Source organism: Bifidobacterium sp. UBA6881 (assembly GCA_002451435.1).
GTDB lineage: Bacteria > Actinomycetota > Actinomycetes > Actinomycetales > Bifidobacteriaceae > Bifidobacterium.
The window spans coordinates 607-3,894 of record DKCF01000072.1; the positions used below are offsets into that span (position 1 = coordinate 607).

General features: G+C 60.3%; 2 protein-coding genes. Both read left to right on the forward strand.

Features of this window, described 5'->3' with window-relative positions:
* A partial coding sequence (locus B3C64_RS05520) for a phosphatase PAP2 family protein (RefSeq protein ID WP_291534296.1) occupies positions 1-537 on the forward strand: 537 nt, incomplete at its 5' end.
* 285 nt (positions 538-822) lie between these two features.
* The gene (gene gluB / locus B3C64_RS05525; protein WP_291534298.1) at positions 823-3,258 is read left to right on the forward strand and encodes a beta-glucosidase GluB; all 2,436 of its coding nucleotides are present in this window, start codon (positions 823-825) and stop codon (positions 3,256-3,258) included.
* The last annotated feature ends 30 nt before the right edge of the window (positions 3,259-3,288 follow it).

Here is a 3,288-nt window from a genome sequence, read left to right on the forward strand (position 1 = left end):
ACATGGCCCGAATGGCTGCGGGACTGTTCCGCGATACTCGCGTACATGTTTTCCACCGTGGGATGTGTCGCGTTGGTCGCGATGCTCGCCGTGGCGGATCATCGAATCACGCGTGACGCACGCATCGTCGGTCGTGATGTCATCGTTTCCGTCGCGCCGATCGTATATGTCACCGGTGTGAAGTGGCTGGTGAAACGTCCTAGGCCGATCACCTCCGAAGGAAGCGGGCTGTTGCCGGGGGATCCCAGCTTCCCCAGTGGGCACACGGCGGCCGCGGTGATCGTGGCGACCATGTTGTTGCTGACCATGCGCAATTTGGCGCATAAACGCTTCTCTGACGGCAGAACAGACTCGGTGCGACTCGTTGTATGCAGAACGATTATCGGCGCCGTAGCGCTTGTTGTAGTGGTGGCATGTTCGCGTCTTCTGCTCGGTTTGCATTATCCGACGGATGTGGTCGTTTCGGCTGTGGTCTGTCCGCTCATTTCATACGCGGTGTGGTGCGTGTGGGATTTGCGCGACAAAGAACGGCGTTAGCTTAAGACATTGAAGTAGATATTGAAGCCCGGATTGACTCCGGGCTTCGTCATTTGCCGCGCGGAAGGACCGATTGTGCCGGCAAAACGACAGGTTGTGTGGATGTACTCGATTGATGCCGGAAAATTGGTTCAATCGGATTAGCGGCGAAATCCCACGCGTGAGGTGGCGGTGGGGAAATCGCGGCAATACGGAATGCAGTGCGGGAAATCACGCGCAGACGCGGTTTGGTGAAATTCCGGCTGTGTGCCGAGCGGGCGACAATCCAGTGCGAGGGGAGAACCAATGGAGCTTGAAGAACTTTCCATCATAGAGAAAGCAGCGTTGCTTTCCGGCGGGTCTGAATGGGATTCGCGCGGCAATGACCATGCCGGCATTCCCAGTTTCGTCATGAGTGATGGTCCGCATGGCGTTCGTCGGCAACTCGGCGAGGGCGACCATCTCGGCATCGGCGCATCCAAGCCGGCCACATGCTTCCCTACCGCGGGAACCGTGGCCAATTCCTGGGATCCGGCGCTTGCCGAGGAAATGGGCGAGGCGCTCGGCCAGGAAGCGCATGATCTCGATGTGAACGTGCTGCTTGGCCCGGGCATGAACATCAAACGCAATCCGCTGTGCGGGCGCAACTTCGAATACTATTCCGAAGATCCGATTGTCGCGGGGCGAATGTCGGCCGGACTGATTCGCGGCATCCAAAGCAACGGTGTCTCCGCATGTCCCAAGCATTTCGCGGTCAACAGTCAGGAGTTGCGGCGTCAGGCCAGCAATTCCGTAGTGGATGAGCGCACCATGCGCGAACTGTATCTGACGGGCTTCGAAATCGCGGTGCGCGAGGCCAAGCCGATGTCCATCATGACCTCCTACAACGAGATCAATGGCGTCTACGCCCACGAAAACAAGCATCTATTGCAGGAGATTCTGCGCGATGAATGGGGTTTCGACGGCATGGTCGTTTCCGATTGGGGTGGTTCCAATTCCGCTGTCGCGGCCGTCAAAGCGGGCGGGTCGTTGGAGATGCCGTCGCCGGGCTTCACTTCCGCGCGCGAGTTGGAGAACGCGGTGCGTGCGGGAACGCTGTCGGAGGCCGACCTTGACAAGCGTGCGGCTGAAGTCGCCAAAATCGCCAGAGCGACCGCATTCGTCGGAGTTGGCCGTGATGACCTGCTCGCGGACGACATCGCGCGATCGCATCATGCGATCGCAAGGAAAATCGCGGAACGCTCCAGTGTGCTGCTGAAGAACGACGCCTCCGCACTGCCGCTCAAGCCGGGTGCCCGTGTGGCCGTCATCGGGGACATGGCCGCGACCGCGCGTTACCAAGGTTCCGGCTCGTCCAAGGTGAACGCCACCAAGGAGGAGAACATCCTTGATGAGGTCAAGCGTGCCGAAGGCCTCGTGCTGGCCGGTTACGAGCAGGGCTACGACCGTCAGGGCCGGCCGGACCAAGTGCTGCTGAATGATGCCGTGACGCTCGCCAAGAAGGGCACCGTGGATGTGGTGCTGGCCGTCATCGGCCTTGACGAACGCAGCGAATCCGAAGGCCTCGACCGCTCCACGATGGCGATTCCGCAGGTGCAGAACGATCTCGTCAAGGCGTTGTCGGAAACCGGCAAGCCGGTGGTCATCGTGCTTGTTTCCGGCTCGCCGGTGGAATTGCCTTGGTTCGATGACGTTGCCGCCGTATTGTATATCGGATTGTCCGGGCAGGCCGGTGCGTCCGCGGCCGTGCGTGCGCTGACCGGAGAGATCAATCCCTCAGGGCATCTGGCCGAAACCTGGCCGATGCGTTATGAGGATTGCCCGAGCTCCGGCTGGTATCCGGCGATCGGACGCGATGCGATCTATCGCGAAGGCCCGTTTGTGGGCTACCGATATTACGAGACGGCCAATGTTCCCGTGCGCTTCCCGTTCGGTTACGGTCTGAGCTACGCCAGCTTCGCGTATGACGAAATCAACGTTTCCGAAACCGGCATTGACGTGACCGTCATCAACGATTCCGATGTCGATGGAGCGACCGTCGTGCAGTTGTATGTGCGTGCTCCCCAAGGCGGGGCCCTTCGACCTGATCGCGAGCTCAAGGGCTTTGCCAAGGTGGAGTTGGCCGCGCATGAAAGCAGGCAGGTGCATATCGGTTTCGACCGTTATACCTTCCGGCATTTCGATATGCGAGCCAACGCGTGGAAGACGGAAAGCGGCGAATGGACGCTGCTGGTCGGAGACAACGCCGAGCATCTGCCGCTTTCCGCCTCGCACATGGTCGCCGGTGACTGCACGGTCGACGATTGCGCCGCCGACCCCGCGCTCGGCCACTATCTGACCGGGCGGGTCAAGGACGTGACTGATGCCGAAATGGACGTGCTGTTCGGGCATGAGGTGATCGCCCCCGGCAAGCCGACGACGTTCGGCGTGAATGACCCGATCATGTCGTGGACGGATTCCAAGGGATTCGCGGCTCGCACCGTGGCCAAGGGTTTGGCCAAACGGGAGGCCCGTATTCGGGAAAAGACCGGTTCCCCTGATTTGAACACGCTGTTCGTCCTGAACATGCCGCCGCGTGCCATGAGCAAGATGACGCAGGGCATGGTCGATTCCGCGATGGTCGATGCCATTGTGAGCATCGCCAATGGTCGTACTTTCCGCGGATTGGCCGGCGCGGTCGTCGGCTTCTTCCGCAACCAATCCGCGAACAAGCGCACCGCAAAGGAGCTGAATCATGACTGACGACGACAAAATCGAGGCAGGTGCCGCTGA

Excerpts from the sequence above, each read along its gene's own strand:
- gluB (WP_291534298.1), top strand. The coding sequence starts at position 823 with ATGGAGCTTGAAGAACTTTCCATCATAGAGAAAGCAGCGTTGCTTTCC.